Here is a 25,098-nt window from a genome sequence, read left to right on the forward strand (position 1 = left end):
GACATGAAGCTCTATAGCTACTTCCGGAGTTCGGCGTCCTATCGCGTGCGGATTGCGCTGAACCTCAAGGGGATCCCGTACAAGTACCTGCCGGTGCATCTGGTGCGCAACGGCGGTGAACAGCTCGCGCCGGCATATAGGGAAATCAACCCCGACCAGCTGGTGCCTACGCTGCTTGACGATGCGGGAGCGCCGATTCCGCAGTCGCTCGCGATCATCGAATACCTCGAGGAAACTCATCCTACGCCACCGCTGCTGCCGCGCGAACCGGCTAACCGAGCGTATGTGCGGTCGTTGGCGCTGCAGATTGCGTCGGAGATTCATCCGCTGAACAACCTGCGTGTACTCAAGTATCTGACCGAGAGCCTTGGTCTGAACGAGGAAACCAAGAGCACGTGGTACCGCCACTGGGTGGAGGTGGGCTTCAGTTCCCTTGAGGCACGGCTCGCCAGTGATGCGCGTACGGGTACTTTCTGCCATGGCGATGCCCCGACGTTGGCCGACCTGTGCCTCGTGCCCCAGGTGTTCAATGCGCAGCGTTTCTCGATCGATGTGAATCGCTATCCGACGCTCGCCCGAATCAATGCGAACGCGTTGCAACTTGAAGCGTTTGCCCAGGCGGCGCCGGATCGCCAGCCCGATGCGGCGTGAAATCGAGATTGGCGGACTAGAGGGAATGGCACTTACTTAAGCCCGTGGAGCGTGCCCATATTTTTGGACGCGCTCACGTGCGATGTGACGAGGCTCTTTCAGCCATGGGTAGGACTTCGGTCTTCGTTTGCGCATTCGTGGTTCGATGCGACCGGGGCGACTCCCAACGCAAGACTGCGTGATCAGGTTGAACAGGAGACTCTGGTTGTGAGTTGCCGTCAGACCTCTGGCCAGCCATTCAGTCCATAACTGCACCGTGTGTTTGAAACTCAGTGTTCTCGGGTCAGTGGCATGGTGACTGGCGGCCTGAGCCATCAGCAGCCGAATCACGTTGTAGGCCAGCAGATGGACCCAGATCTCCTTTTCGTTCATGTGGGCAGTCTGGCAATGCAGCACATCCATGCCCATCGTCGTCTTGATGTTACGTAGATCCAGTTCCACGTTCCAGCGCCTGGCGTACAACTGCGAGAGGTCCTGTTTGCTGGTCTTGCGTGCATCAAGCATCGTGGTGACCAGCACCCGGTGATGCAGCCTGGACTCGCGCACCATCAGTTCATCGGGGAAGGCCTGGTACTGCTCATGCGTCATCCAGTCGGGACGCTGCCGGGGTTTGGGCCACGTCACAATGTGATCGCGCGTGCCCAGGGACCGGCCTCGCCGAAAGTCGGTGCGGCGTGCCCCATGCTGTTCCATCACGACGTCCACCCCGGCGGCGATCATTGAGGCCATCAGAAAGTAGTGGCAGTACAAGGCATCGGCGACGATCACGTCACCTTTGCGAAACGTGCCTTGCAGCATGCGAAACGCCGTCAGCTCCCCGCTGCCTTTGCCCGCGTAAGTTCCGACCGCCGACTCCAGTACTGCGCCGCTTGCCAGACAGATCACCGCAACCAGATAGGCCAATGGAAAGCCCACTCCTTCGGCCTGAGCACTGGACTGCGGGAAACGGGCCTGGTTCGACGGCGTATCGGGCATCGAGATCCCGGTGCCGTCAACCAGCTTGACCGGGCGCCCGCGCCACTTCCAGGCAGCCTCGGCCTGCTCATGCAGTTGGCGCCCCGTCTCGCGCGCCAACTCCCGCACCATCGTCAGCGGCAGTCTCTGGCGAGCGCGGCAGTAGCCTCCCGTACGCACACTCATGGGCCGCAGCCCGTCGGCAGCTCGCTGCGCCGCCCACCCGTTGACTGCCTTCTGACAGGAGGCGTCCTCTTCCAGCGCCTGGCGCATGAACATCGACAGTGTCACCGTCGGCGGATACAGCCGTTCCCGATGTTCTGGCAAATACGCTTCCGTTATGCCCAACAGCCCCGGGCTCGTCAGTATGTTGAAGTAGTCTACCGCCTGGGCCCTGCACGCCCGGCTTTGAACCCTGCTTCGTGTTTGCCTGTGATGACTTCGTGCATTACGATCCATGGGGGCTGATCTTTGGAATGAGACGGTGTTTGCCTGGTAACAACCATCGTATCAATCCCTGGATCAGCCCCCTCCCTTTCTCTTCAAGCACTTACCCGCGTCTTCTCCTCCATGTAGGCTTAAGTAAGTGCCATTCGGACTAGAGGTGCACTTTCAGCGAAGCTGAGCTGTCGCTGACCGGCCAGCATCGTGGGGCGGCTAACCGTCTGGGATTTCCCGTCCAGTTCTGCTGTATGCGCTATCCGGGCATCACCCTGACCGCTGGTGTCGAGCCTCCACTCGCGCTGCTGCAGTACGTTGCTGGGGAGCTCGACATTGATCCTGCGCTCTGGAAGGAATACGCGCGGCGCGACCAGACGCGCCGCGAACACCTCCTCGAACTGCAGGCGGCGCTGAACCTGCGCCCACTTATGGGGACACGGTTGACACTTTTGTGTAATCGAACGCCGGATTCCTCCATGCCCTCGAACGTAAAAGACACCATGAGCCTTAGAGATATGAGTTCGTTTATCTGGCCGCCGCACAGGCGTTGCCCTTCAGCGAGTTATGCCAGCGCTTTAACATCAGCGTCAGAGCGGGCACAAATGGCTTGTACGCCACAAGACGTACGGCGAGAACGCTCTGGCCGACCGCTCCCGTCGTCCGCATTGCAGGCTCGCGCGATCATCGCCGCCACGGACTAATTGACCCGCGTGATTCCGCGCAGCGCTAACTCTGCCAGCGCTTCGAACACTTCAATGCACGAACGGCGGGGAAGGCCGACACGCGGCAGGACAATCCGGGTGAACGAGTGACCGTTGGACTCCAGGAACAGTCGTAGCCACCGCATCGACTTGAACGACGGCAACGGGTCGTTAGCTGACGTTGACACCCACCTTGGCTGAGCCGCTCCGGGCATTCTCGCTTAATGTGGTTCCTGGCCGATGTTATCGGGCTGTTATCACAGAATGTGGGGCCCCTTCTCACGCAATGTGGTTCCACGCGTGGCCGATATTCTCAGCGAATGTGGTCCCGCAAAACCCGATGTAATCGGTTCCTGCGTCGGATGTTATCGGGCCGCTACACCTAATCGCGTTCCTCAGAACTACGGAACTCCGGCACGTGCCTTGCTCGATGCCACTGGAGCTGCCCCCGCAGGCAGTCGGCCCCGGAAGGGACATCCAGCGTCGGACATTGGTCATTGGAGGCTTATATGAACAAGGATCAGGTCAAAGGTACGACGGAGAAGGTCAAGGGGAAGGTCAACGAGACGGTTGGCAAGGTGACCGGCAACACAAAGCAGGAGGTCAAAGGCGACGTGCAGCAGACAGCCGGCGAAGCGCGCAAGACGGCCGGGGATGTCAGGGAAGCGGTCAAGGACTCGACGAAAAAGCCGGTTTAACGATCGGCGTGACGAACGCGCGCAGAAGAACAACGCGACGTGCCCGCTGCGGGCTGCGACTCGCAGCGGGTGAATGGTAACTTTGCGCGGCAGACATGGAGACAACGAATGCGGATCGCGCAGATTGCGCCACTGCATGAAGCCGTTCCGCCGCAACTGTATGGCGGCACCGAGCGCGTGGTGTCGTATCTGACCGAGGCGCTGGTCGAACAGGGACACGACGTGACCCTGTTCGCCAGCGGCGACTCGCGCACGCGGGCGCATCTCGAAGCGGCGTGGCCGCGCGCAATGCGCCTCGATCCGTCCATCATCGACACCCTAGCCCCGCACCTGCTGCTGCTCGAAAAGGTCCGGTGCGTGGCTTCCCGCTTTGACGTGCTGCATTTTCACCTCAGCTATCTCCCGTTCCCGACGTTTTCGCAACTTGCCGTACCGTTTTTATCCACCCTCCATGGTCGGCTGGACCTGCCGGAGTTGCAGCCGGTGTTCGACGCGTTCCCCCATGCCCCCGTCGTGTCGATTTCGACTTCGCAACGCCGCCAGCTACCGCGGGCCAACTGGCTCGGCACGATCTATCACGGTCTGCCGGAATACCTGCTGGAGCCGCAGCCGCAGAGCGGGCCGGACTATCTGGCATTTCTGGGCCGGATCTGCCCGGAAAAACGGGTTGATCTGGCCATCGAGATCGCGGCAAAGGCGAAGCAACGCCTGAGGATTGCCGCGAAGGTGGACCGGGCGGACGAAACGTATTTCAGAAACGCGATCGCGCCCCTGCTGTCGCAGCCGCACGTTGAATTCGTCGGCGAAATTGACGAAACGCAAAAGGCGGCTTTTCTGGCGGGCGCCCGCGCCCTGCTGTTTCCGATCGAATGGGCCGAGCCGTTTGGCCTGGCGATGATCGAGGCGATGGCATGCGGGACGCCGGTGGTCGCGTTCAACCGGGGATCCGTGCCGGAGGTGATAACAGAGGGTGTGACGGGCTACGTCGTTGACGGTGTCCAGAGCGCGGTCGAAGCGCTGACGCGACTCGGTTCTCTTTCCCGCAAGGAGATCCGGGCGCAGTTCGTCGCCCGTTTCACGTCGCGACGCATGGCGTGGGAATACGTGAATATCTATAAAACGCTTGCCCGGATCCCCTGACTGGCAGACGGTTCCATGGCTTCTGCATCAGCCGGCGGACCGGAGGCCGTCTTCTCTGGCTGGAGCGGCGGAACTCGACGTCTTTGCGCCGGTCGAGACTCAGACGGACCGCCAGCCGTCTGGTGGGCCGTACTGGATCCGAACCAGTGACCAACGGATTAAAAGTCCGCGGCTCTACCAGCTGAGCTAACGGCCCGGTGCGCCCGATATCGATCTGCCACCCGGCACGACCTGCCTGCCTCTAGCCGATATCGATCGTGCGGGTCGCGGATCGCGATGGCTCCGATTTCGGCACGGCAACGTGAGCACGCCGTCGAACTTTGCCAGGGCATGGTCGGGATCGGCGTTTTCCGGCATCTGGATCGGTGTTACCGTTCAGAAGGGCAACGGAAAGTACGCGGCGGGGGACTATACGACCATCCTGCTTGACCCTCCTGCGGCCTCACCCTGCAACGACCAGGTCGTGACTGACATCCTCCTCGGGAAAGGTGGCGCGCCCGACCCTACGATCCTGTTGCCTTACCTGCGTTGCACATTACGTGCGATGCAGGTATGCGGCCTGTCGTGAAGCTGTTCCTTGCTCCCCAGCAACGCTGGGGCCCGAAGATATCCGTGCCTGGCAACTGCACCTCCTCGAAGCATTCACCTCGCGCAAAAGCTTACGTTTTTTGACCATAGGATTTCATAGTTCTATAACGCTTTCGCAAAGAAGATCCCTGCGACAAGGAGCAGCCGATTCGGCCGCACAAGGGACCAAATCTTGCTGCCTAATTCATGCACGGGAGACCGATCATGATGAGGCTTTTCGGCATATTGGCCTTAGCGGCTGGCGTCGCGGGATGCGTTGCCACCCAGCCGTACGATTCCAGCTATCCTCCGTATGGATATGGCCCCGGCTATTACGCGCCTAGTACCAGCATCGGCGTGGGCGTTGGCGGCGGAAGCTTCGGCGGTGGTGTGGGTGTTGGTGTCGGCGTTGGTTTCTGACACCGCCCCTACGGGTGCCGCCGACCGCAAAGGGCTGTGTTCAGCCCTCTAGCCCTCTTATCGAAGTCTGCTATCGGACCGGGCTCGGGCCACTTTCGGTCGTTCAGATCAAGGGTTGCCCGCACCGCCCGATGCACCGAACACCTGGCCCGTCACATAGCTCGCCTGGGCCGAAGCGAGTTGCACATAAAGCGGTGCGATTTCGGCAGGCTGGCCGGGACGCCCCATCGGCACCTGCTGGCCGAACTTCTGCACATTCTCGGAAGTCTGCCCGCCAGTGACTTGCAGCGCGGTCCAGAATGGCCCGGGCGCCACGGCGTTGACACGAATGCCTCGCTTGATCATTTGCTTGGCCAGCCCCTTCGTGAAATTCGCAATGGCCGCCTTGGTCATCGCGTAGTCGAGCAGATTCGCGGAAGGTTCGTAGGCATTGACAGAACTCGTATTGATGATGGCCGCGCCAGGCGGCATATGCGCAATCGCGGCCTTGGTGATCCAGAACATCGCATAGAGATTCGTACGCAACGTCCAGTCGAATTGCTCGGTCGTGATGTCAAGAATGGAATCGTGACTCTGCTGGCGCCCGGCGTTATTCACGAGGATGTCCAGACCTCCAAGCTCCTGCACGGCGCTGCTGACCAGAGACTGGCAGAACGACTCACTGCGAATGTCGCCCGGCAATGCGACGGCTTTGCGTCCGGCTGAACGGATGATCTGCAATACTTCGCGTGCGTCCGGCTCTTCCGCGGGCAAATAGACAATGGCCACGTCGGCGCCTTCACGCGCAAAAGCGATTGCTGCCGCGCGGCCGATGCCCGAATCGCCGCCGGTAATCAATGCGCGTCGCCCATTAAGACGGCCGGTTCCGCGATAGCTCGTCTCGCCGTGATCCGGGCGTGGCGTCATGCGTCCGGCGAGCCCCGGCCACGGTTGCTCCTGTGCCGGAAACGGCGGATGCGGATAGAGTTCGCGCGGATCGGTCAGTGTGGTGGTGCCCGCGGTGCCGGTTGCATTTGCGGTGTCGGACTGCGCCAAAGCATGGCCGGCCACCGCGGTCATCAGACCCGCGGTGGCGCCCTGCATCAGCTTGCGGCGCGACGGCGAGAGGGTGTTGTCGGAAGGCATGGTGGATTCCTGTTTACGGTTACCTTGCAGGAGTTTCGATACTGACTCGCAGGCTCCTGAACGCCGGGCGACTGCAGTTGAAACCAGCAAACAGAGTTCCCGATCGGAATAGGGGGCGTGCGCGCTTATGCATTGAGAACCTGCCTCCAACGAATGGACGCTCCAGCGCGCGCTGGTGGGGGCCGACCCGGTGGATTTAATCTTCTGCGGCGGGGCGTTGGGTCCGTTAAGGTCCACTCTCGACACCTGGCGCGGGGCGTTCCATTGGAGAGAAGCCAAGTACAGAGACGAAGAGGCCGCCTGGCGGCCGATCCAGCGTGACTACGGTGATAGTCTGCGTCCGTTCACGGGGTGAACCGGCACGCTTAGTCCTCGGACGCGGTACGGCCATCAAGAGACTTTCGCGGACTCGGAGCAAATGGCCTAGGCTCTGCATGTAGCGGACGGTCACGCTTACTACATGCATCGAACACCATAGATTCATCACAGGCCGTGTGTGAAGGCGAGCGCGCGTTATCCTTCTCGCAAGAGGTTTAGAGCAGGCATTAGTGAGGCTGCTGGCTGAAAAGATCATCGACGATTTTTCGCGCAGCACTATAACCTCCCATAATGGCGGCGGCCTCCGTGTCGAACGGCCGGCCCCCGGTGTCACCGAAGCGCAGCGGCGAAAATTACGCGACAGCCGTGCCTGCCTGGGGAATCCTTACCGTGGCCACAAAGCCCGCTCGGTTGGCGGAACTGGCGATCCGCGGCCAGCTAAAGTCCGATTCGACGCCCACCTCGAGGGTGAACCCGTGGTGTTCATATGTACGTGTCATGGGGTGGTTACTCTCAGTCCGCGCAAACCTGCGAATCCTGTTCAATGACGATTGCGGACGGATTCTTGCGACGATTTTCAAATCGGAGAAAGAGATCAACGATCGCGCGAGTGGGTATGCTGGCCGACAAGGTTGCTACCTTGATCGGGCTGAACCAGTGACACTGTGAGATTTCGTTGCCGGGCTCAGGCGACGCGTCCCGCGCGAGGTCGACGGAAAAAACATGATGCCGTTTGTTCAGGCCGCCAAACTGGAACAGGTACGTCAACCTCGTCTCAACGAGGTTCGTTTCCTCTTCCAGTTCGCGTCGAGCCGCTTCCAGCGGCGATTCGGACTACTTTATCGTACCGCCGGGCAGCGACCACCGTGAGCGCGCGCGGGCGACCAGAAGCACCTTGCTGTCTCGTACGCATACGATTGTGGATCGATCTTTCATGCTCTTCAGTCTAGAGGTGATGCTTCCGTGTATAGAGCCGATTCTGAACCAGCTTAATGTTTTCAACGTGCAGAATAGCCCACCAGGGACTTCCGCACTTAGCGGTTCAAAAATGACAGAAAACCTGGGCGGTTGCATCTCGCAAATGGTTGTAAGCTGAAAAATCGAAATGATTTTGCTGGCACGAAAACGACATGAAAACGGTTCTGGTGCAAATAGGCTGTCTGGACGAGAAGGTCTCGATAAAAAGGATACCTTATCGATAAGACAGGACCGCATTCCATACGGTGAGTACAGTGGCATCTTTGAGGCCGAGCTTTGCGAGATTGAATTGGCCTTTGCTAATGCCATGCATCAACTCAATGCCGGCCAGAGTGATCGCGGCATTCCTGAAACGCTTGAAGCCGAGCATGGCATCGGTCCGGGACTTGATGTGGCGATGGTCCTGTTCGATCAGATTGTTGAGATATTTCGAAGATCGAACCTTCGTGCCCTCTGGCATCAGGCCGTCGGCCTTCATCTCGCGCACAGCACGGTGTGAGGCGGCATAGCCATCGAGTGTAATGGTTTGCGGCGGCCGCCCCTGATGTTTGATTGCCTTGTTGAAAAAGGCTTTGGCCGCGTTCACGTCGCGTTTCGCCCTGAGCAGGAAGTCAACCGTCTGACCCGCCCGATCTACTGCCCGATAAAGATAGACCCATTTACCGCGGACTCTCAGGTACGTTTCGTCGACGCGCCACGACGTTCCAGCAGGCGTGCCGAAACGGTTCCAGCGCTTGACGAACTCCGGCGTGTAACGCTTCACCCAACGCAGGATCGTTGTGTGGGCGAGCGACAGGCCGCGCTCGGCCATCATCTCGACGAGATCACGCAGGCTGAGCTTGTAGCGTAGATACCAGCGCACGCACTGAATGATCACATCGCGGTTGAAGTGACGGCCTGAGAACAGATCGCCCATGTTTTTAAGCTTGCTCATTATCGAATCATGAGATCGGGGAAGCAGCACTCTAACCGATCACATTCTCTGTTTGCACCAGAACCGCTCAGGCGATAGACGTCATTCCCGGCGCCCGGCGTCGAAGTGGTGACGCCTTCAACTAATGGAATGGACGCCCCCACCCGAAACGGCATCAATGTGCCAAAGTGGTCGGTGTCGTAACACCACCTGATCGGAGAGAGCGTCCATTCCATTAGTTGAAGCAGATCCTCGTGCGTAAGCGACGATAGCGGTTTGCCCAGCTGGACGATCGCCCACGGCAACAGCCGCCCGGCTTCCTTGCGGTAGTTCTCGAAGGTGGTTTTTGTGTCGACCACGCGTGCGAGCCATGCGCGTATCACATTGAGATCGTCGACTGCTGTGATCTGCATGCGGCCGTTCGCGCGGTTGGTGCCGTGTCGTCCATCGAGTTCGGCCGGCAATTCGACCGCATCAAGCGGACGCGGTACGATCAGGGTCGTTTTCATGGTCGAGAGCGCGGCGGGTCTTAGTTTCGGGGTGTCAAGCGATGGTTGTCGCATCTGTGCCGCATCATTTCAACATTGTAGGATTAGTGTTAAATGCGTCGACGGATGCGTTGGATATGACGCGAATTACGTTGCATTGCTAATCAATATCCGCGCAAACCGCTCCGGTGTCCAACGTCGTCCCTGACGAAACCCGGCTCACCGCCGAGATCGACCGCCTGAAGGTCGGCTTCCCAAAGACGCGAGCTGCCCGCGAGGTCTGCGCGCTGCTGTTCTTCCGGTTCGCAATCACGCCGACCGCGAACCGGCTTTACCTGCTGGTGAAGCGGGGCAGCATGAGCGGCCCGCGCACGTGCTCGGCGGATTCTGGACCGAACGCGCCAGAAAACCCGCGTACGCATCGGGCATCCGGACCTGCCCGCCGATCTCGCGGCGGCCGCCGGCGAACCGGTCGCTATCCTGTGGAGGCGCGCCACCACGTCAGCGGGGCGACGCTCGGCGCGCTGCAGTCGGTCGCCGCCGCCCGCGACGAACTGGGCCGCATCGAGGCGACCCTTCGATTCGCGGGTGGCCGCGCAGGTCGAGGTCGCCCCAGCGGATGCCTGCGCTGGCGAAACACGCGGGCCAGCACCGGCAGGATCTTCAGCGCCCAGCGATGTACGGTAGCGTGATCGACGGCTACACCCCGTTTGGCCATGATTTCGTGGAGCTAATGCAGGCTTAGCGGGTAGGCCGCATACCAGCGCACGCACACCAGCATGATATCCAGCGGGTAGTGAAGGCGCTTCAGAACCTTTCGAAGGTTCGATGTTTCGAGCTGCAGATAGAGCGGTTTTATGGACTCCAGCTTAACCGGACTGGCTTACCGCGACAGAGCCACGAAAGATTCGGTAAATGCTCGTCGGATGGCTTTCGCGTCGACCTTTGCTGATTCCTGTCGATCGGCAACATGTGCCACTGGCACTCAAGGTACAGCGCCTTCAGGATGTGGTTGAACAACAACCACCGGGGCAACTAGCGTCTATGACACACATCGGCTGACATCCACAAATAACCGAGCTTGACTCTCGGGGAAGTCCTTGCGAGCACAATCAGCCGAAACCAGTTTCACAGAGACGAGGGGGGCGATGCTGTGGGCATGGGTCCGTCTTGTGTGGATGCGCTGCTGCCCCGCGGTCCGGTCATCCGCTGGTATATTCGGCGGAACAAGCAAGACCGGAGAAGATGCGATGAATCTGGATGCGGCTAGCCGAAGCCGGGGCGTGGCGGTGCTGTTGACGTTGTCCGGCGGATTTCTCGACGCATTTACCTATGTCGGTCACGGGGGCGTGTTTGCTAACACAATGACGGGAAATGTTGCACTGCTTGGTATCGAAGTCGCGGCCGGGAACTGGGTGCAAGCGGCCCGTCACATCCCTCCACTAGTCGCGTTCGTGTTCGCGGTATTCGTGGTTCACCTGTTGCGCCTGGACGCCGTCACGCGTTCGATCCGGCGTCCTGCGCTGATCTGTCTGCTACTCGAGATCGTGTTCCTGACCATCGCATCGAGCGGTCTGGTCGGGGCTTCGGAAGTCTGGCTTATTCCGGGCATTTCGTTCGTCGCCACGCTGCAGACCTTGTCGTTTACACATCTCGAGAATCTGACCTATACGTCGGTCATGACGACCGGGAATCTGCGACGGGCTGCGAAGAGGCTGCTGGAAGGCCTGATTCCAAGATATGACAGGACAGCGTTGCGGGATGCATCACTGCTCGGAATGGCCGGCTTCAGTTTTTTCGCGGGCGCGGTGCTCGGTGGCGTTTTCCACCCGCGTGTTGCACAGCGGGGCGCTGTGGATTTCGGTTCTGCTTCTCGTGGGCGCGCTAATGCGAATGGTCCAGCTGGTTGTCTGGCCGGGGTCCAAGACTGGGTCGCAAGCGCCGCGTGCATGAGGATGGCCAAAGTTAGTATCGCATCCGCTCGTTTACAAGCAGAAAATCGCAGCTTCATTCACAGACATGTGGGTAAACCTGAACCCTCAGAGGTATCACTGCGTCTGCAGTTTGGAACGAGGTCTTTCCGGCTCAATCAGGTATCCTGTCAAAATCAACGCCCTCGATCATCTCCGCCATTTGCTCTAGATCCGTCGTACGTCTCGCGGCTAACTGTGCGCAGCGCGTCGATCATGGGGTTGTCGAATTTGACATCCTGGGTGCGCGTTTCGTGCTCACTCTGAATGAATCACACGTACGGACGAGAAACGTGTTTTCGCCCCAACCGAACGTTCCATACAGGTTCAGTTGCAAGCTGCCGTGTCTGCCGACATAGAGAATCGCGGCGGCTTTGGTCGTCTGCGGCGCAATAAAAAGAAAACCGCTGTGCGACGCCGGGGCGGGTGGGACGTCGACGACCTTGGGAAGCGATTACGCGCGGGCCGGATGGCATGGTGCGATACGCGATCGTCAGCAGCCAGGCCCAAAGTCATCCTGACGGCCGAATCCAGAAACCGGGATGAAAAGAACCCATGCGTTTGTTCATGACGGAACCCGTCGCAACGACAGGCGGTACGAGCCTTGTGTTGCGGTGCTCGTCATGGGTCGAGCCGCCTTGGTGGTCTTTGGCAGGCACTGCTTTCGTGGCCCACGAGCCGTCGATGCAGGTCCGATACCGACGATGCGATTGCCCAACCGCGAAAGCGCTCCAGACAGTGGCCGGCCCCGGCCGTCACGTCATCCGCGATTCTGGTTAATAGGCCTCGATAAATTGCACGATCTCGCCGCTATCGCGCTTGAGGTACAGGTCGTCGCCCTTGATGCGCACCTCGTTGCAGGCGTAGGGGATCTTGCTGCCCTTGCTGCAGACCTTGGCGTCCTGTGCTTTCCAGTCGCCGTGGTCTGCAAATCGAGCCGTTTGACGGCGCATTGTTGCCTTGTTGCTGCCGGCGACAGTTACTAAACGCGCCAGGTGGCGCAAGAGCCGCGCGTCATATTGCGGTTCTTTAGACGTTTCCACACACCCCGGGTCGGTCGATGCGGGAAGGGCTGACGTCGTCCGTCGCCCTTCACGTCAGACTTTCTCCTAGTTGGCACTCGTACCCGAGGCGTGGTTACCCATTCCCATCCCGCTATCTTCCTTCTTCATCATTTTCTTCTGATGCTTCATCGGTTTTTTGGCCATCGTACCGCTTGCAGCCATGGGTTCGCTTGCGGCCATTGCGCCCTTTGACATCGAGTTGTTGCCCATCGCGCCGCTCGACTGGGCGAATGCAGAAGTACCCAGCATCAGAAGGCTTGCTGAACATGCAGCCATGATCAGACGTTTCATCTTGAGCTCCTTTTTCATGACGTGAATCCTGCGGTCGCCGGTTTGTTATCACCCGCTTTCACCGGTTCTTCCCGGGGTGCCCTCTACATGTTCCTCTGCGCTTCAGGCACCGCCAAGTCAGTTCTGTGCATTTCCCCCGGTCAATCCTGTAACCCGTCGGGGCAGCTATTTCTGGGCCCCGATGAGGTACCCCGGCCTCCTGTGACCGCGCCCGGGCATCAGCATTCCGACGCCAACGCGCGTCGCATTTCGCTGCCGCTCGCGGACTGACCGGTTGCCCGCGTCAATCCCTGTCTCCGCCCGCTCGCATTCTCGTCCGCGTCGCTTTATATAACGCTTGAGGTACGGGAACGGTGGACCCGTGCAGCGGTGAAAGATGAACGTGTCTTCGTCTTTCGGACATGGCCGCCGGGAGGCGAGTGCTTTGCGGGGTTCGGAGATCAACGGGACAGCGAGCCGGCTTAAGGATCGCCGGCCGCCCTGGCCGGTTGATACAGTGTCCATTCCCTTTCCCGCGTACGGTACGATGCCCTCCCGTCACGGCCTCCGAATCAGCGCGTCGCCCCCGTACCACTATCAGCCATACGGCGAAAGTTGGACCGGCTACCTCGAAGCCACGCTGTGCAACCGGGGGCTCTATTTGCCGTCGCCGTCGAGATTTTGCAATCCGTGGGACTGCCGACCCTGGTTTGATCTTGACACGCTGAACAACGCGGCCGTCCGCGTGCAGTGATTCCCGGTGGTTCATGCCGCTCTGCGCCAATGTCCGCCCGCAGGATGCCGACGAGATCCGGAACAACCGGGAATTGCTGCTCGCGATGGTCGATCAACGCTCGATGGGGCTGATTGCAACGATCGACGCCGAAAGAACACAGCACGCCGCGTCACCCGACCTGCCAACGGCGGTCGATAACGTTGTGCCGGTTGCAGAGAGTGCGCTGGTTCGTATCCATTGTCGGGTGCGAATGCAAGAGGGCCGAGGAGATCGTGGAAATGGTGCAGCGGCAACAACCCAGCGGCAGCGGTAGGCAGGCGATCTGGCACCCGCATTGTTACGGCGTCGGCTTCACCACCCTCTACGACGGACGTTGAACCTGGAGAAGCGGCCTGCGGACAGTTCGCTATAGCTGAAGGCGCGCGATTACGGTACGACCGGTCACTGAGCGCGCGGAAAATCAGAGGCCGCGCGCCGCGTCGCGTTCATTCTGCCCAACGCCTGTCATTTCCCGGCCGCCCGCACGACGAAAGCTTGAAACACCGCGCCGCACGATCCCGTCGCGAGCGCTGGTGTTGTGTTCCCAGATGCGGTTTGTGCGACGGATACGCCGAAGCCTGCCGCGCTGTGCGAGTGGACGTCGCCTGTGCGGCCCTCTTCTGATTCGGGCTGCGAACGCGAAATGGAGGTTCTATGAAACCGATACAAAAGGTCATTCTGTACGGAATGCTGCCGTTTGTCCTGGCAGCCGGCGCGGCGCACGCGCAGGGCATCGGACGCAGCGGCACGTACACCATGCCGCCGGACTGGGCAATGATGATGGACAAGTTGACTCCCGAACAACGGAGCCAGGCCATCGACATCCAGGAAAAGATGATGAAGATGGACATGGAGCATCAGCAGGCGATGGCGCAAATGGAAATGAAGCACGCGCAGGCCATGATGCAGTTGCAGACCCAACTGCTGGATATCTTCAAGGGACATTGACGTCGCAGCGCGAATTGCTGAGACTGCGCGGTCGCGACGACCCTGCGCCCACGCGCATTAGCTCCGGCTTTCCGCATACGGTGTTTCTGAAAAGCCATGAAATCCCATCCGTCCGGCTTGACCGCGTTCGTGTTTGCAGGCGGTGGCAGTCTTGGCGCAATCGAGGTGGGCATGCTGCGCGAACTGATCGAACGCGGTGAGCGGCCGGGTTTGGTCGTCGGCGCTTCCGCCGGCGCGATCAACGCGGCGTATTTCGCCGGCCGTCCGGACCGCGACGGCGTCGCGATGCTCGAAGCGCTGTGGTGCACGATCAGGCGGCAGGACATCATGCCGTTGTCGATGCTCGGGCTGCTCGCGATGATTCTGCGTAGCCGTGCGCATCTCGTCGAGGCAAATGCGCTGCGGCGGCTGCTGGAAAAGCATCTGTCGTATGAGCGGATCGAGCAGGCGACGCTTGCCCTTCACATCGTTGCGACCGATATGCTCGCCGGCCACGAAATCGTGCTCTCATCGGGTCCCGTGGTGAACGCCGTGCTCGCCAGCGCGGCGATACCTGGCGTGTTTCCGCCGGTGCGGATCGACGGGGTGGCTCTGGTCGATGGCGGTGTGGCCAACAACACGCCGGTCTCGGTGGCGGTCGCGCTCGGCGCGACGCGCATCATCGTGCTGCCGGCCGGCTTCGCTTGTGCGTTGCATGCGCCGCCCGGCAGCGCGATTGCGCAGGCCATGCACGCTCTGACGCTCGTCATCGCGCGACAACTCGTTCGCGATCTGGAATTCTACTCGGCACGCGCGCAGATCTACGTCGTTCCGCCGCTGTGTCCGCTCGATGTGTCACCGTACGACTACTCGCAGTGTGCGCGGTTGATCGAACGTGCTGCGCAGAAGACGCGCGCGTGGCTCGGCGAAGGTGGTCTCGAACGCGTGTTCATTCCTGACGAACTGCGCGATCATGCGCACACCACCGCAACGTACTAGCGGCTAACGTCCTTCCGTGCGAAATGGGGCGGTGATCGCCCGTAGAGTCGCTTGCAGCAAGGCTCCACGGCCCTACGTGTGTCGCACAGCGGACGATTTGTCAGGTCGTCACTCAATAAGCGGTAAGAACCTTTAGGACCAAACCGCAGGATTCGCACGGAAAGTACGACAACCCCGCGAGGCGTGTCATTGGCGATCTGAAAGTCGTCAAAAACTTACGGTGTGAAACTCACCGCGTGGAACCGACTTTTCTTGGTTCATTTTCTTTGGGGCCCGGTTTGTCTAAAGCCTGGTTCTTCTTTATTTTTCTTCGCTCCGTTCTCCTGCTTCCCTTGTAGTTGCCGCATTCTCAGCGGACTAGCCACTGAGGTGAGTCGCGGCGCAGAACGAGCTTGACCCTTGATCGCGCGATCGTGCTATCGCTTCGTCAGTGTGAATTTGAAACCGTCCGTTTTCATCGAATTCCACGCCGCTGGTGACAAGGCGCGCGAGCCAGGCGCGGACGGCGCTGATTATAGGGATAATGTCAAAATTATAGGAAGAGCGCATTAGATATAGGTCGGTTTACGTAGTAATATAAGCGGAAGCCAAATCCGTAAAGCCCTCATGAGTGACGTCCTGTCCCGCGACGCGGCGCTGGCCGCCGAGATCGAGCATCTCAAGGCCCGGTTCCCGAAGACCCGCGAGCTGTACCGCGAGGTCTGCGCGCTGCTGTTCTTCCGCTTCGGCATCACGCCGACCGCGAACCGCCTGTACCAGCTCGTGAAGCGGGGCAGCATGGGCACGCCGACCCAGGTCCTGGGCGAGTTCTGGACCGAGTTGCGCGAGAAAAGCCGGGTGCGCATCGACCATCCCGACCTGCCCGCCGATCTCGGTGCGGCCGCCGGCGAACTGGTCGCCACCCTCTGGACGCGCGCGAGCGCGTCGGCTGCGGCCTCACTGGACGCACTGCGTGACGAACTCGAGGCGCAGCGGGCGGAGGCGCAACAGTCGGTCGTTGCCGCCCGCGATGAGCTGGGTCGCCTCGAGACGGCGCTCGAACAGCGCACCGCCGCGCTGCTGGCCGCGCAGGTCGAGGTACGGGAGCTCGACAAGGCGCAGGCTGAAGGTCACGCGCAGCGACAGGCACTCGAAGCGGACCTCGGGCGACTCAGGGACGCGCTGATCGGGCGCGATCGCGAACTCGCGGAAGTGAGGGAAGGGTTTTCGCGCGACCTGGAGAAGCAGCGGGAAGCGGCTGAACGCGCCGGGGAACGGCTACGGGCCTCCGAAAAGCGCGCCCTGCTGGAGATTGATCGCGAACGAAGTATTGCAACAAAGCTGCAGAAGGAGCTGGAAGAGGCCTCCCGTCGTGCGGACAGGAAGGACGACGACCAGCGCCGTGCATCGGAAACCATGCGCGCGCAGCTGGGTGACGCGCGTCATCACGCGGGCGTGCTGCAGGGGCGCCTGGAAGCCGTTCAGGCCGAGAATGCCCGGCTGCAGACGGAGGTGATGACGCTGCGGGAAGCGGAAACGCGTGCGCGGGAAGACCGGCAGTCAGCTGTCCCTGCTGCCGTCCGGAAGACATCACGTTCGACCCGTTCGTCCCGGGTCGTACCGACCGCCAGCCCAGCCAGGCGTCGCAAGAAAGCGGTATAAACGCAGAATGTGACCCGTCGCTTAAGGAAACCGGCTGCATGGCTGACCTCTACCTGCTCACTGGACTGACGCTTCCACATGGCGTCGCGCATGAGTCGCTGCCCGTGACGGTGACGCGCTTTGTGTCGGATTGCTGGCAGGGCATGAGCCGCACGCAGATGATGGCCCGCGCGAAACGGCGGGGCCTGCGCCTGTCGTTCCGCGCGACGGCGCCATGCCCATCTGGCGAAACCGGCGTGTTCGAGTTGCGCTTCAGCGATGGTGGAGGCGAATGCCTGATGCTGGCCCGGCTGCAGCGGGTTGGAAACAGGAGCAGTGGAAGTCGGCGCGCCCGCCGGACCGACGTATCCCGCCCCCCGGCGCGCGATGCCCGACAGACCAGTCTGTTCTGACGCGACGTCTCCGGTTGCCGCGCAGCGCGCCGCTCGCTATGCTCCAGACCTTCAACCAATCTGTGAGTCACGAAGTGCGGCGCGTTACGGTCAGACAGTCATCAGTTCATGGGCGAGGCGTCTTCGCGCTACAGGCAATCCCTGCCGGCCAGCGGATTTTCGAACATCGTGGTGAGGTCACTTCGTGGCGGCGGGCCTCTGCCAGACACCGGCGGTTCGGGATGCGCGGCCACACGTTCATTTTCGGACTGGCTGACGGGCGCGTGATCGACGGTAGCGTCGGCGGCAACAGCGCCCGCTGGCTGAACCACTCCTGCCAGCCGAACTGTGAGGCGATCGAGGACGAGCGGGGGCGGGTTTTTATCGAAACGCTCAAAGACGTCATGCCGGGCGACGAGCTTTCTATCGCCTACGGACTCACGATCGATGAAGCGATGACTCCCGAATTGGTCGCCGACTACGCCTGCTACTGTGGGACGAAGCGGTGTACCGGTTCGATGCTGGCCCCGGTGAGCGGAGATCAAGTGCGCCCGTGACAGACGCATCCAGTTTTTCCTTCGAAATGGTTCGGCGCCGGACGGGCCATGAAGCTGTGCGCCGTCCCGTCCCGTCCCGTCGCGCGCAGCCGTTATCGTCATCTGTGCAAGCCCGGCGCGTCTTGCCAGCACCCCGGTCGACGGAGTAGGATTAAATCCTGTCAGCTTGGAGAGCGCCATGCGTACCACACAGCAGTTCAGCATTACCCTGCCCAACGAGATGGCCGAGCTCATCCGCACCAAGGTCGCCAGCGGCGAATACGCGTCTGAAAGCGAGGTGATCCGCGACGGGCTACGCACCCTCGCGGCCCGCGACAGGGCCATCGAGGCCTGGTTGCGTGACGAGGTGGTGCCTGCGGCCGAAGCGTTGCGCGCGGAGGCCGCGCGCGCGCTCACGCCCGAGCAGGTGCGCGCTCACCTGGCGAAGAAGCGCTCGGGCGCCGCATGAACTACCGGGTGCAGTTTGCCCCGGAAGCGCGGGACCAGCTTGAGGACATCGAAAGGTTTATCCGTGAAGCGGGTTCGCCCATCACGGCGGCCCAATATGTCGACGCCATCGTGAGTTTCTGCCTGCGCCTGCAGACGTTCCCTGAGCGCGGCGTGCCGCGCGATGATCTGTTGCCTGGCCTGCGCGTGACCCACTACCGGCAGCGCGCCGTGATTGCTTACCTTGTGGATCATGAGGTGGTGTCAATCGTTGGCGTGTTCTACGGCGGACGGGCCTGGGAACCGTCTTTCGCGGGTTCTGGTGCAAACAGTGAATGTGATGGGTTAGAGTGCTGCTTCCCCGATCTCATGATTCGATAATGAGCAAGCTTACTAAGCCGAAACAAAGTAACCGGACATGGGTCAAGCCGCGTAGCGGACTGACGGATGTTGAAACATGGATCGGACCAAAGCCGGAATCTTTTGCAACGAGCGCAGAACCGCTCGAACACGCTGCTTGAGATGCCCGGGACCTTTGATGGCAAGCTTGCCGATCTTGTGATGTTTGAGATAACCCCATACCAACTCGTCCGGGTTCAGGTCTGGCGAGTAAGCAGGAAGGAAGAACAGACAAAGGCGCCCATCTGATTCCGCGGCAAGCTGCCGGATCGCTTTGCAACGATGTACCGGATGACCATCGGCAATCAGGAAGACAGGCGCATCGGCGGTGAGCATCAGCCGTTTGACGAAGTCGACGTATACGGAGATCTTGAAGCTGCCTTCGAAACACATGAAGCGAAGTTGGCCACGCGGGCTGATCGCTGAGATCAGGTTCACCTTGAAGCGCGCGCCAGTGACTTCGACTACCGGAGTTTGACCGACCGGCGCCCAGGTCGTGCCGCTGTGATAGTCCGATCGTACCGTCGATTCGTCGACGAAGAAGATCTGTGCCCCGACGTGTTTGGCCTGCCCGACAATGGCCGGGTATTCGTCCCGCATCCACGACTCGACCAGTTCAGGGTCGCGTTGGTACGCACGCGCAAGCGGTCGCTGGGGCGAAAGCCCGAGCTTGCGCAGCAGTCGACCGACCGACACCTCGGAGAGCCTGACGTTGAAATGTTCGCGAATCAACTCCCGCACCATGTCTCGCGTCCACAATGCAAACTCGAACTTCATCTGCATGGGGTTCTTCGTTGTGACCGTCTGATAGACGAAGCGGATAGCCTCGGACGACAGCTTCATCGGTCGACCAGGGATTGCCTTGGCTCGTAACGCCTCGATGCCCCCTTCGCGCCAGGCCGCCAACCACTCGTAAATACGCGCCCTCGAGAATCCGAGCGTGCGGATCACGTCCTCCGGCGACTCGCCAGCTTCGACGCGCTTGACCGCACGAATACGGATCTCTTCAAGCGTTGCATGTGAAAGCTGCCGGCCGTCGTCCTCTCGCATCTCGCCTCTCCCTAAACCCCTTAAAGCTTAGACCATGGCGTCGATTTATGTTCGCTTACTTACGCACTGGTTAGTAACTTCATACAGTCTGTCCAAACGGTTGCGTTGCCCCCAGCGCCGCCCTTCAATGCGCCGGCCGCCCTGTGCAACGTAGCTCGACAGCGCCTCAGGTACGACAGTACGATGGGCGACCCGCCATTCGCCATTACGCCGTTCAAAGCGGTCGACATACCAACCGCAAGCCTCGCCCGCTAATGCATCGTCCGTGTTTGCAACGACTCTGTCTGCGGTTGTATGGTCCGTTGAATCGTAACACTCGGCGTTGTAGAAAGAACCAAATGGGCCGTGCTCGCGGCCAGTTCGGTCCGCGCGCGCCATATGACGCGCAACTCGCCCGCACCTCTGCATGCGGTACTTCACGCCGAAGCGCGACTCAAGGATTTTCTCGCAGGAACCGCACGCTCGCCTATCGTCGCGGAGGGGCAACTTTTGCGATGCAGCAAAAGTTTGTGGGTGTGTGGGCCCAAGCCGAGCGCCTCATGCTCAGACGTGAAGGCCGACACTAGCGTCATTGATTGAACGTTCATGGCCGAACGATATATAGGATTCCTACCAAATATCGATCATTTCTTTTATGTCAAATTCGCACTTCACGAACTCGCATCGATCTGGGCTCCCGTTGGTTTGCAAACTTTTGTTCCCGAATTTTGCATGAATTTGTTCCCAGCCCCTTGTCCGAGTAAAAACGGTTGCCTAGCCTGCGCCGTTCTCCACCCGCATCTGCTTTTGCCGCGTCCGGCAGTGCCGAGGACTGAATGCGGGCTAGTCAGTATGACTCCGCGAGGTAGAGGCTGGCCCGCCGCGAGGACTCAAACGCGGGTTAGTATTTCTGCCAGAGCCGCACGGTGTGGACAGGGCCACACCCGGCGATATCCATCACGGAGGCCAGCGTGGAAAAAGATATCACACTGTACGTAGGGCTCGACGTTCACAAGGATTCGATCACGGTTGCCTATGCGCTGGGCACAGGCGAGGTCGAACTGCTCGGCAAGATTGGCACGACGAAGACGGATATTGATCGGCTGTGTACGCGCCTGCAATCGAAGGCGCGGCACATCCGCATCGTCTACGAGGCGGGCCCGTGCGGCTATGGACTTTATCGTCAGCTCGTGCAGAAGGGATTCGACTGCCTGGTGTGCGCGCCGTCGCTGATTCCGAAAAAGCCGGGCGATCGGGTCAAGACTGACCGGCGTGATGCGATCAAGCTGGTGCGGTCGCTGCGCGCCGGCGACCTGTCAGCGGTGTACGTGCCAAGCGTGGAAGACGAAGCATTCCGCGATCTGGCTCGCGCGTGGGTCAGCGCCAAGGACGATCTTACTAACCAGTGCGTAAGTAAGCGAACATAAATCGACGCCATGGTCTAAGCTTTAAGGGGTTTAGGGAGAGGCGAGATGCGAGAGGACGACGGCCGGCAGCTTTCACATGCAACGCTTGAAGAGATCCGTATTCGTGCGGTCAAGCGCGTCGAAGCTGGCGAGTCGCCGGAGGACGTGATCCGCACGCTCGGATTCTCGAGGGCGCGTATTTACGAGTGGTTGGCGGCCTGGCGCGAAGGGGGCATCGAGGCGTTACGAGCCAAGGCAATCCCTGGTCGACCGATGAAGCTGTCGTCCGAGGCTATCCGCTTCGTCTATCAGACGGTCACAACGAAGAACCCCATGCAGATGAAGTTCGAGTTTGCATTGTGGACGCGAGACATGGTGCGGGAGTTGATTCGCGAACATTTCAACGTCAGGCTCTCCGAGGTGTCGGTCGGTCGACTGCTGCGCAAGCTCGGGCTTTCGCCCCAGCGACCGCTTGCGCGTGCGTACCAACGCGACCCTGAACTGGTCGAGTCGTGGATGCGGGACGAATACCCGGCCATTGTCGGGCAGGCCAAACACGTCGGGGCACAGATCTTCTTCGTCGACGAATCGACGGTACGATCGGACTATCACAGCGGCACGACCTGGGCGCCGGTCGGTCAAACTCCGGTAGTCGAAGTCACTGGCGCGCGCTTCAAGGTGAACCTGATCTCAGCGATCAGCCCGCGTGGCCAACTTCGCTTCATGTGTTTCGAAGGCAGCTTCAAGATCTCCGTATACGTCGACTTCGTCAAACGGCTGATGCTCACCGCCGATGCGCCTGTCTTCCTGATTGCCGATGGTCATCCGGTACATCGTTGCAAAGCGATCCGGCAGCTTGCCGCGGAATCAGATGGGCGCCTTTGTCTGTTCTTCCTTCCTGCTTACTCGCCAGACCTGAACCCGGACGAGTTGGTATGGGGTTATCTCAAACATCACAAGATCGGCAAGCTTGCCATCAAAGGTCCCGGGCATCTCAAGCAGCGTGTTCGAGCGGTTCTGCGCTCGTTGCAAAAGATTCCGGCTTTGGTCCGATCCATGTTTCAACATCCGTCAGTCCGCTACGCGGCTTGACCCATGTCCGGTTACTTTGTTTCGGCTTAGTAAAAACATGGGCGATCTGTTCTCAGGCCGTCACTTCAACCGCGATGTGATCATTCAGTGCGTGCGCTGGTATCTACGCTACAAGCTCAGCCTGCGTGATCTCGTCGAGATGATGGCCGAGCGCGGCCTGTCGCTCGCCCACACAACGATCCTGCGTTGGGTGAAGCGTTACACGCCGGAGTTCGTCAAGCGCTGGAACCGGTTCGGCACGCCTGCGGGAACGTCGTGGCGCGTCGACGAAACGTACCTGAGAGTCCGCGGTAAATGGGTCTATCTTTATCGGGCAGTAGATCGGGCGGGCCAGACGGTTGACTTCCTGCTCAGGGCGAAACGCGACGTGAACGCGGCCAGAGCCTTTTTCAACAAGGCAATCAAACATCAGGGGCGGCCGCCGCAAACCATTACACTCGATGGCTATGCCGCCTCACACCGTGCTGTGCGCGAGATGAAGGCCGACGGCCTGATGCCAGAGGGCACGAAGGTTCGATCTTCGAAATATCTCAACAATCTGATCGAACAGGACCATCGCCACATCAAGTCCCGGACCAATGCCATGCTCGGCTTCAAGCGTTTCAGGAACGCCGCGATCACTCTGGCCGGCATTGAGTTGATGCATCGCATCCGCAAAGGCCAGTTCAACCTCGCAAAGCTCGGCCTCAAAGATGCCACTGTACCTACCGTATGGAATGCGGTCCTGTCTTATCGATAAGGTATCGTTTTTATCGAGACCTTCTCGTCCAGACAGCCTATTTGCACCAGAACCGTCCTCCCCAATGAAAGTAGGGCTAGGGTGAACGCCGAGGTGTTGCCAAGCGCCAGCACAGGCCAGAATGTCCGGGCGACGTCGTCAATTGCGAACGCATACTTTTCTACAATCCATTATTGGGGCGCCACAAGCCGCCCTTCACGGGGCGTGCGAAAGTCGGGAATTGCGAATTCAGGTACCAGCGGCTCACGGTCGAAGGGTCGGGGAATCTTGAAGCATCTGGTGCAGCCGGAAAGAACGCATCTCGCGGCACCCGGTCCCTTCCCGACGCTCGGCGCGTCTGTCAGGACCATCAGTACTCGGGGCGCAGTTCAACCAATAGGCAATTGCCGTCTCGAACGCCTCTGCAAGCAGAATTACGACACCGGTTACCGACCTCGTACGGGATCAGCGGCTGTAGCCGTATGAGCCATGCAACGTTCGCGTGTTAGTCTCCGATAACGACATGGAGGCTTTCATGCAACGAGTGATCACCTATCGTGGCTTCGAGATTCACGTCGAGTTGACTCCGGCTGCGGAGGACACGTTCAACGTGACTGTCCAGATCAAAGGCGGTACCAACCTCGAAGTGCTCGGCGCGCGGGGGGGCCGGATCGCGCTGCGCAACGGCCCTTTTACTGAACGATGGGCCTACCTGGTTGGGGAAGTCGCCGGTCAAGCCGCAATCGACCTGCTGCTTGGCCCGACTGGCTGATTCCATTCCTGTTTCGCCGCCTCGACACACTCACTCGTCCCGCCGAGTACGGTCACTAGCTGCGTTCGACGTCACACGCACGACGGTCGTCGCCGTTGAGAGCATTGGCGTCAGGCCCAATCTCTCACCGGGAGACGGCGTTCATTTCATTTCGACAGACGATAGGGCCGCTCAGGCCAGGTAGCGGCGATTGTTTTTGAATGCGAGCGTGACGCCCGGCGTCGTGGGATCATCTGTTGTGGCTGTCTCGGGCCGCACGCCTTTGAGTTGCCAGCCCCCACCTCCGGGATCAGACGAACAGGATAAATATATGAAGCTTCGCGTCGGATACGAACTGTCGTACGAGTGCTCACAACCGACGCCGATGATGCTGATGCTGAACACGCACTTTTCGCATGCAAAGGATATTGTCGAGGCAGATCTGCTCGTTACCGATCCGCCGGTGGCGACGAGGCAGTACCGCGACTTGTTCGGCAACCTGTGCACGCGGATAATCGCGCCCGCCGGGCGTGTTGGCTTGAGCACGACCGCGCTTCTGAATGTGCCAAATGCGATGGAAACGCGTCCGAAAGACGGTCGGGGCCATCCAGTCGAGCAGTTGCCCGACGATACGCTCGTTTTCCTATTGGGTAGCCGCTATTGTGAAACCGATTTGATGGTCGACGTCGCGTGGAAGGTTTTTGGACAGTGCGCGCCGGGCCGCGAGACTGTTCTCGCAATCTGCGACTTCGTGCACCGGCATATCGCATTTGATTACCGGCATGCGCGGCCGACCAAAACCGCAGCGGACGTTTACCGCGAACGAAGAGGCGTCTGCCGGGACTTCGCCCATCTGGGCATCACGCTATGCCGCGCCATGAATATTCCGGCTCGCTACTGCACCGGTTATATCAGCGATGTCGGTTTGCCCCCCGTCGCAGCGCCGATGGATTTCGCGGCGTGGTTTGAGGCCTACGTAGGGGGTAGCTGGCAAACCTTCGATCCGCGTAACAACGCACCGCGCATCGGGCGCGTTTTGATGGCATACGGTCGCGACGCCGCCGATGTTGCGATAAGCAATGCGTTTGGGGCCGCCGTGCTAACGCACTTCAAGGTGCATTGCGATCAGGAATAACCGCGCGCAATTGGCCATTGCTGAGCCGACGGGGAATTTTTGAATCCCCTCCCGGTAACGTAAGCATTTGGACCGCGCTGGCCTAATTGATTGCGCGCCTGAGCGTCACCGCGTCGTTCACCCGTTCCACGCGTCAGTCGTTCGGTGGACTATGGGCGACCGGATGCGCGGCGG

Annotated in this window: 22 protein-coding genes, 1 tRNA gene and 8 pseudogenes; 20 read left to right on the forward strand and 11 right to left on the reverse strand. The window is 60.2% G+C overall.

Going from position 1 to position 25,098, the window contains the following annotated elements; translation table 11 throughout:
- Positions 1 to 3: 3 nt before the first annotated feature.
- The gene (gene maiA, locus OKW38_RS00690; protein WP_429359537.1) at positions 4 to 651 is read left to right on the forward strand and encodes a maleylacetoacetate isomerase; all 648 of its coding nucleotides are present in this window, start codon (positions 4 to 6) and stop codon (positions 649 to 651) included.
- A 36-nt stretch (positions 652 to 687) separates the two neighbouring features.
- Here the strand turns inward: maiA and OKW38_RS00695 are convergent, their stop codons facing one another.
- Positions 688 to 2,064 carry an IS4 family transposase gene (locus OKW38_RS00695; protein WP_090812824.1) on the reverse strand — a complete coding sequence of 459 codons (1,377 nt, stop codon included), beginning with the start codon at positions 2,062 to 2,064 and terminating at the stop codon, positions 688 to 690.
- A 161-nt stretch (positions 2,065 to 2,225) separates the two neighbouring features.
- Here OKW38_RS00695 and OKW38_RS00700 point away from each other — a divergent pair.
- The 4 genes and pseudogenes from OKW38_RS00700 to OKW38_RS00715 all read left to right on the forward strand — a co-directional run.
- Positions 2,226 to 2,471 (forward strand): annotated as a pseudogene (locus tag OKW38_RS00700) (DUF4158 domain-containing protein); the annotation flags it as partial.
- A 202-nt stretch (positions 2,472 to 2,673) separates the two neighbouring features.
- Positions 2,674 to 2,751, forward strand: a pseudogene (locus tag OKW38_RS00705) (hypothetical protein); the annotation flags it as partial.
- 505 nt (positions 2,752 to 3,256) lie between these two features.
- Positions 3,257 to 3,445: a CsbD family protein gene (locus tag OKW38_RS00710; protein ID WP_429359539.1), complete on the forward strand. Its 189-nt coding sequence runs from the start codon at positions 3,257 to 3,259 to the stop codon at positions 3,443 to 3,445.
- Between the two features lie 108 nt (positions 3,446 to 3,553).
- Positions 3,554 to 4,585, forward strand: coding sequence for a glycosyltransferase family 4 protein (locus OKW38_RS00715; protein WP_429359541.1), 1,032 nt, complete (start codon positions 3,554 to 3,556; stop codon positions 4,583 to 4,585).
- A gap of 120 nt (positions 4,586 to 4,705) precedes the next feature.
- On the opposite strand, the gene OKW38_RS00720 is transcribed toward OKW38_RS00715, so the two are convergent.
- The 6 genes and pseudogenes from OKW38_RS00720 to OKW38_RS00745 all read right to left on the reverse strand — a co-directional run bounded on the left by OKW38_RS00720 (position 4,706) and on the right by OKW38_RS00745 (position 9,415).
- Positions 4,706 to 4,781 (reverse strand) — tRNA-Lys (locus OKW38_RS00720).
- 45 nt (positions 4,782 to 4,826) lie between these two features.
- Positions 4,827 to 4,957, reverse strand: a pseudogene (locus OKW38_RS00725) (Hsp20 family protein); the annotation flags it as partial.
- A gap of 723 nt (positions 4,958 to 5,680) precedes the next feature.
- Entirely contained in the window at positions 5,681 to 6,697 is a 1,017-nt protein-coding gene (locus tag OKW38_RS00730; RefSeq protein ID WP_429360653.1) for an SDR family oxidoreductase, read from the reverse strand.
- Positions 6,698 to 7,528: 831 nt separating this feature from the next.
- Positions 7,529 to 7,951 (reverse strand): annotated as a pseudogene (locus tag OKW38_RS00735) (NUDIX hydrolase).
- 256 nt (positions 7,952 to 8,207) lie between these two features.
- Entirely contained in the window at positions 8,208 to 8,927 is a 720-nt protein-coding gene (locus OKW38_RS00740; RefSeq protein ID WP_429359543.1) for an IS6 family transposase, read from the reverse strand.
- On the reverse strand, positions 8,927 to 9,415 hold the full coding sequence (locus OKW38_RS00745; protein ID WP_429359545.1) for a hypothetical protein: 489 nt from the start codon (positions 9,413 to 9,415) through the stop codon (positions 8,927 to 8,929). The genes OKW38_RS00740 and OKW38_RS00745 overlap by 1 nt, the downstream gene beginning before the upstream one ends.
- Positions 9,416 to 9,582: 167 nt before the next feature.
- Here OKW38_RS00745 and OKW38_RS00750 point away from each other — a divergent pair.
- Positions 9,583 to 9,972, forward strand: a pseudogene (locus OKW38_RS00750) (DNA-binding protein); the annotation flags it as partial.
- 29 nt (positions 9,973 to 10,001) lie between these two features.
- Here OKW38_RS00750 and OKW38_RS00755 read toward each other — a convergent pair.
- Positions 10,002 to 10,253, reverse strand: a pseudogene (locus OKW38_RS00755) (IS6 family transposase); the annotation flags it as partial.
- 391 nt (positions 10,254 to 10,644) lie between these two features.
- Here OKW38_RS00755 and OKW38_RS00760 point away from each other — a divergent pair.
- Positions 10,645 to 11,347: pseudogene (locus OKW38_RS00760) on the forward strand (YoaK family protein).
- Positions 11,348 to 12,140: 793 nt separating this feature from the next.
- Here OKW38_RS00760 and OKW38_RS00765 read toward each other — a convergent pair.
- Complete coding sequence (locus OKW38_RS00765) at positions 12,141 to 12,407, reverse strand: hypothetical protein (RefSeq protein ID WP_429359547.1); 267 nt, start codon at positions 12,405 to 12,407, stop codon at positions 12,141 to 12,143.
- 66 nt (positions 12,408 to 12,473) lie between these two features.
- Positions 12,474 to 12,737, reverse strand: coding sequence for a pentapeptide MXKDX repeat protein (locus tag OKW38_RS00770; RefSeq protein ID WP_429359549.1), 264 nt, complete (start codon positions 12,735 to 12,737; stop codon positions 12,474 to 12,476).
- 728 nt (positions 12,738 to 13,465) lie between these two features.
- On the opposite strand from OKW38_RS00770, the gene OKW38_RS00775 reads away from it, so the two are divergent.
- From OKW38_RS00775 to OKW38_RS00810, 8 genes are all read left to right on the forward strand, one after another.
- Entirely contained in the window at positions 13,466 to 13,747 is a 282-nt protein-coding gene (locus OKW38_RS00775) for a hypothetical protein (protein WP_429348345.1), read from the forward strand.
- A gap of 380 nt (positions 13,748 to 14,127) precedes the next feature.
- A complete protein-coding gene (locus tag OKW38_RS00780) occupies positions 14,128 to 14,421 on the forward strand; it encodes a hypothetical protein (protein WP_429348346.1) in 294 nt (97 codons plus the stop codon).
- Between the two features lie 96 nt (positions 14,422 to 14,517).
- Positions 14,518 to 15,399, forward strand: a complete 882-nt coding sequence (locus OKW38_RS00785) for a patatin-like phospholipase family protein (RefSeq protein ID WP_429348347.1) — start codon at positions 14,518 to 14,520, stop codon at positions 15,397 to 15,399.
- Positions 15,400 to 16,005: 606 nt separating this feature from the next.
- Positions 16,006 to 17,040 (forward strand): DNA-binding protein, encoded by a 1,035-nt coding sequence (locus tag OKW38_RS00790; RefSeq protein ID WP_429359552.1) that lies wholly within the window; start codon positions 16,006 to 16,008, stop codon positions 17,038 to 17,040.
- A gap of 38 nt (positions 17,041 to 17,078) precedes the next feature.
- Positions 17,079 to 17,432, forward strand: coding sequence for a hypothetical protein (locus tag OKW38_RS00795; RefSeq protein WP_429359554.1), 354 nt, complete (start codon positions 17,079 to 17,081; stop codon positions 17,430 to 17,432).
- Between the two features lie 74 nt (positions 17,433 to 17,506).
- Entirely contained in the window at positions 17,507 to 17,968 is a 462-nt protein-coding gene (locus OKW38_RS00800) for an SET domain-containing protein (RefSeq protein WP_429360655.1), read from the forward strand.
- Between the two features lie 178 nt (positions 17,969 to 18,146).
- Positions 18,147 to 18,416 carry a type II toxin-antitoxin system ParD family antitoxin gene (locus OKW38_RS00805; protein WP_429359556.1) on the forward strand — a complete coding sequence of 90 codons (270 nt, stop codon included), beginning with the start codon at positions 18,147 to 18,149 and terminating at the stop codon, positions 18,414 to 18,416.
- Positions 18,413 to 18,775, forward strand: a complete 363-nt coding sequence (locus OKW38_RS00810) for a type II toxin-antitoxin system RelE/ParE family toxin (RefSeq protein WP_429359558.1) — start codon at positions 18,413 to 18,415, stop codon at positions 18,773 to 18,775. The genes OKW38_RS00805 and OKW38_RS00810 overlap by 4 nt, the downstream gene beginning before the upstream one ends.
- Positions 18,776 to 18,817: 42 nt before the next feature.
- On the opposite strand, the gene OKW38_RS00815 is transcribed toward OKW38_RS00810, so the two are convergent.
- A complete protein-coding gene (locus OKW38_RS00815) occupies positions 18,818 to 19,843 on the reverse strand; it encodes an IS630 family transposase (protein WP_429359560.1) in 1,026 nt (341 codons plus the stop codon).
- Between the two features lie 950 nt (positions 19,844 to 20,793).
- Between OKW38_RS00815 and OKW38_RS00820 the strand changes: the two are divergent.
- The 5 genes and pseudogenes from OKW38_RS00820 to OKW38_RS00840 all read left to right on the forward strand — a co-directional run.
- Positions 20,794 to 21,219, forward strand: a pseudogene (locus tag OKW38_RS00820) (IS110 family transposase); the annotation flags it as partial.
- 75 nt (positions 21,220 to 21,294) lie between these two features.
- Complete coding sequence (locus OKW38_RS00825; RefSeq protein ID WP_429359560.1) at positions 21,295 to 22,320, forward strand: IS630 family transposase; 1,026 nt, start codon at positions 21,295 to 21,297, stop codon at positions 22,318 to 22,320.
- Between the two features lie 37 nt (positions 22,321 to 22,357).
- Complete coding sequence (locus OKW38_RS00830) at positions 22,358 to 23,059, forward strand: IS6 family transposase (RefSeq protein WP_429359562.1); 702 nt, start codon at positions 22,358 to 22,360, stop codon at positions 23,057 to 23,059.
- A 514-nt stretch (positions 23,060 to 23,573) separates the two neighbouring features.
- Positions 23,574 to 23,810 (forward strand): hypothetical protein, encoded by a 237-nt coding sequence (locus OKW38_RS00835; protein ID WP_184058717.1) that lies wholly within the window; start codon positions 23,574 to 23,576, stop codon positions 23,808 to 23,810.
- A 310-nt stretch (positions 23,811 to 24,120) separates the two neighbouring features.
- A complete protein-coding gene (locus OKW38_RS00840; RefSeq protein ID WP_090811454.1) occupies positions 24,121 to 24,924 on the forward strand; it encodes a transglutaminase-like domain-containing protein in 804 nt (267 codons plus the stop codon).
- Positions 24,925 to 25,098 lie beyond the last annotated feature (174 nt).

Origin of the sequence: Paraburkholderia sp. MM5496-R1 (genome assembly GCF_050436205.1) — a bacterium.
Taxonomy (GTDB): Bacteria; Pseudomonadota; Gammaproteobacteria; order Burkholderiales; family Burkholderiaceae; genus Paraburkholderia; species Paraburkholderia tuberum.

What these genes read in the sequence shown, in the direction of transcription:
- OKW38_RS00790 (WP_429359552.1), top strand. Translation starts at nt 16,006, where the DNA reads ATGAGTGACGTCCTGTCCCGCGACGCGGCGCTGGCCGCCGAGATCGAG.
- OKW38_RS00795 (WP_429359554.1), top strand. Translation starts at nt 17,079, where the DNA reads ATGGCTGACCTCTACCTGCTCACTGGACTGACGCTTCCACATGGCGTC.
- OKW38_RS00835 (WP_184058717.1), top strand. Translation starts at nt 23,574, where the DNA reads ATGCAACGAGTGATCACCTATCGTGGCTTCGAGATTCACGTCGAGTTG.
- OKW38_RS00695 (WP_090812824.1), bottom strand. Translation starts at nt 2,064, where the DNA reads ATGGATCGTAATGCACGAAGTCATCACAGGCAAACACGAAGCAGGGTT.
- OKW38_RS00810 (WP_429359558.1), top strand. Translation starts at nt 18,413, where the DNA reads ATGAACTACCGGGTGCAGTTTGCCCCGGAAGCGCGGGACCAGCTTGAG.
- OKW38_RS00740 (WP_429359543.1), bottom strand. Translation starts at nt 8,927, where the DNA reads ATGAGCAAGCTTAAAAACATGGGCGATCTGTTCTCAGGCCGTCACTTC.
- OKW38_RS00840 (WP_090811454.1), top strand. Translation starts at nt 24,121, where the DNA reads ATGAAGCTTCGCGTCGGATACGAACTGTCGTACGAGTGCTCACAACCG.
- OKW38_RS00815 (WP_429359560.1), bottom strand. Translation starts at nt 19,843, where the DNA reads ATGCGAGAGGACGACGGCCGGCAGCTTTCACATGCAACGCTTGAAGAG.
- OKW38_RS00805 (WP_429359556.1), top strand. Translation starts at nt 18,147, where the DNA reads ATGCGTACCACACAGCAGTTCAGCATTACCCTGCCCAACGAGATGGCC.
- OKW38_RS00730 (WP_429360653.1), bottom strand. Translation starts at nt 6,697, where the DNA reads ATGCCTTCCGACAACACCCTCTCGCCGTCGCGCCGCAAGCTGATGCAG.
- OKW38_RS00745 (WP_429359545.1), bottom strand. Translation starts at nt 9,415, where the DNA reads ATGAAAACGACCCTGATCGTACCGCGTCCGCTTGATGCGGTCGAATTG.
- OKW38_RS00710 (WP_429359539.1), top strand. Translation starts at nt 3,257, where the DNA reads ATGAACAAGGATCAGGTCAAAGGTACGACGGAGAAGGTCAAGGGGAAG.
- OKW38_RS00715 (WP_429359541.1), top strand. Translation starts at nt 3,554, where the DNA reads ATGCGGATCGCGCAGATTGCGCCACTGCATGAAGCCGTTCCGCCGCAA.
- OKW38_RS00775 (WP_429348345.1), top strand. Translation starts at nt 13,466, where the DNA reads ATGCCGCTCTGCGCCAATGTCCGCCCGCAGGATGCCGACGAGATCCGG.
- OKW38_RS00780 (WP_429348346.1), top strand. Translation starts at nt 14,128, where the DNA reads ATGAAACCGATACAAAAGGTCATTCTGTACGGAATGCTGCCGTTTGTC.
- OKW38_RS00785 (WP_429348347.1), top strand. Translation starts at nt 14,518, where the DNA reads ATGAAATCCCATCCGTCCGGCTTGACCGCGTTCGTGTTTGCAGGCGGT.
- OKW38_RS00830 (WP_429359562.1), top strand. Translation starts at nt 22,358, where the DNA reads ATGGGCGATCTGTTCTCAGGCCGTCACTTCAACCGCGATGTGATCATT.
- OKW38_RS00770 (WP_429359549.1), bottom strand. Translation starts at nt 12,737, where the DNA reads ATGAAAAAGGAGCTCAAGATGAAACGTCTGATCATGGCTGCATGTTCA.
- maiA (WP_429359537.1), top strand. Translation starts at nt 4, where the DNA reads ATGAAGCTCTATAGCTACTTCCGGAGTTCGGCGTCCTATCGCGTGCGG.
- OKW38_RS00825 (WP_429359560.1), top strand. Translation starts at nt 21,295, where the DNA reads ATGCGAGAGGACGACGGCCGGCAGCTTTCACATGCAACGCTTGAAGAG.